Origin of the sequence: Dendronalium phyllosphericum CENA369, assembly GCF_016056275.1 — a bacterium.
Classification (GTDB): Bacteria; Cyanobacteriota; Cyanobacteriia; order Cyanobacteriales; family Nostocaceae; genus Dendronalium; species Dendronalium phyllosphericum.
In genome coordinates this window covers 1-2097 of the sequence record NZ_JAECZA010000311.1, presented here as the reverse complement: position 1 = coordinate 2097, position 2097 = coordinate 1, and the positions used below count along the sequence as shown (strand labels likewise).

Genomic DNA, 2097 nt, shown 5'->3' with positions numbered 1-2097 from the left:
AGTCAAAACCTGTCAATCTTCCCAAGACCACCATCCTGCTAGACCACGGTTATCATCCTGAACATCTCACCGAGGAGTTAGAGAAGGTTTATCCCCAGATCATGACGAAAATCAGATTTGAACTTTCGGCGAAACCATCCAAACAAGAAAACAAAGCGCAAGGGAAATCTGGGTTTATTCCGGTTGCAGCAAGATGGGTAATTGAGCGGTCAAATTCTTGGATGGAAAGATGCAAAATCCTCGTCAAGAACTTTGAGAGAACTTTAACTAATGCGACTGCCAAGGTTAATCTTTGTTTTATTCGGTTGATGATTAAGAGGCTTGCAGCACCTTCTTAGATGTCAAATGGGTTCTATATGATACTTTGACCGAGCGAGCAGCAGTTTAAAAAAGAGCGTAACATATAAACTCAAAATTAAGAAACTATAGTAATTAATTTCTTACCAAGGATTGTCATAGTCTTTGTATGGCTAAGTTCTTAAGAGCCATTACTGCTCAGGCGTATTGCGAAGTCGGGGCTTAAGCAATATTCGGTGTCACGAGTCAACTTGTTGAATATGTTGGATTGCAACTACTAGTGCGTCCATCATCACCTCATAACTAGCATCAGTAGAACGTTCTAATGTCATTAATCCAGCCTGTTCGATCGCAATAAAGCCAGTAATCGCTGCGTTAACCATTCGCATTGCATCAATCAATTTTGTTTCACTGAGATTGTAGGATTGCAGTACGCGCTTAAGAAAGTTGAATACTTCTTGAATCAATAGGGAAGTTTCAGGATCATTGAGATTTAGTTGAAATTGAGTCATAACTCGATAGCGGTTGGGGTGCGAGCGCGCAAAGTCCCGCGTTGCCCGTCCCCCTGCCTGTAGTAATGCTTGGGGTTCTTCCAGTCCGTTGGTTCGTTGACGACACCATTCAACATATTGCTGCCAAATGGTGAGTGCAACTGCCCGTTGCAGCGCTGCATTACCATTCAAATGCTTGTAAATCGCGGGAGGCTTAATACTCAATTCCCGTGCAACCCGATTCACTCCTAAAGCAGCTTCCCCTTCTTTATCGAGACAGGCGATCGCCGCATTAATTACATCCTGCTGCGTCAAGGACTTTTCTTTGACTGGACGACCCATAACTAATTTAGTTAACTATATTAACTAAAAGTGAATATAATTAACTTTATCAAAAACTACCTGTTTGCGCCTATGAATAGCCTGATGTTTGCTCCTGCCTATGAACTGGCACGGATGATTCGCGATCGTACTGTTTCATCCATTGAAGTGGTTGATGCTTACCTTACTCAAATTTCAAACTATAATTCAACTCTTAACGCCATCTGTACCTTAGACGCAGACCACGCCCTTCAATGCGCGAAACAAGCAGATGAAGCGTTGTCAAATAGTGAGAATTGGGGCATCCTACATGGAGTTCCCATTACAATTAAAGACACGTTTGAAACAGCTGGACTGCGAACGACAGCAGGTTCTGAGTCTCTTAAAGATTACATCCCCCAAGACGATGCAACCATTGTCAGTCGTCTTCGTGCTGCGGGAGCGATCATTTTAGGAAAAACGAATCCAGGTGATTTGGCAGGTGGTTATCAGGGACTCAACGATGTATTTCCTCGCGTTAACAATCCCTGGAATCTTGACTACACTCCTGGTGGTACTTCTAGTGGCGGTGCAGCGGCAATCGCAGCAGGGCTTTCTCCTCTAGATATCTGTTCTGACTTTGGTGGGTCAATTCGTCAGCCTGCCCATTTCTGTGGCATTTATGTGTAGTGACCTGCAATTATAAATCCTCCAACCTGCAATCATCGCTGTTTTCAACCAGGATTATTTGCAACTATAATTCCAGTTGAGCCAGGATTAAATGCAACTGAGCCAGGATTATTTGCAACCAGCCTGCAATCATCCGTTTCGACCAGAATTAATTGCAAATAAGCTCAACACTTTACTATGACTAAGTTTTCACTTCTTGACAGAAGTTTGTCAAAAAACTCATTTCAGAATTTGATAAATTAACAATGAATTCTTTACCGAGTTTTTTTACTTGAAAACTAACGCTTTAACGTTCCGAAAGCCTTACTAAGATTGCAGT

The 2097-nt window shown here is 42.3% G+C and carries 1 protein-coding gene and 2 pseudogenes; 2 read left to right on the top strand and 1 reads right to left on the bottom strand.

The annotated features are described in order from the left end of the window. A pseudogene (locus tag I8752_RS34825) lies at nucleotides 1-338 on the top strand (transposase); the annotation flags it as partial. 198 nt (nucleotides 339-536) lie between these two features. Here the strand turns inward: I8752_RS34825 and I8752_RS34820 are convergent. Then, nucleotides 537-1130 (bottom strand): TetR/AcrR family transcriptional regulator, encoded by a 594-nt coding sequence (locus I8752_RS34820; protein ID WP_214436705.1) that lies wholly within the window; start codon nucleotides 1128-1130, stop codon nucleotides 537-539. A 72-nt stretch (nucleotides 1131-1202) separates the two neighbouring features. Here I8752_RS34820 and I8752_RS34815 point away from each other — a divergent pair. Further along, a pseudogene (locus I8752_RS34815) lies at nucleotides 1203-1772 on the top strand (amidase); the annotation flags it as partial. Nucleotides 1773-2097 lie beyond the last annotated feature (325 nt).

Bases quoted from the DNA above. Each gene is read 5' to 3' on its own strand.
- I8752_RS34820 (WP_214436705.1), bottom strand. From the start codon at position 1,130: ATGGGTCGTCCAGTCAAAGAAAAGTCCTTGACGCAGCAGGATGTAATT.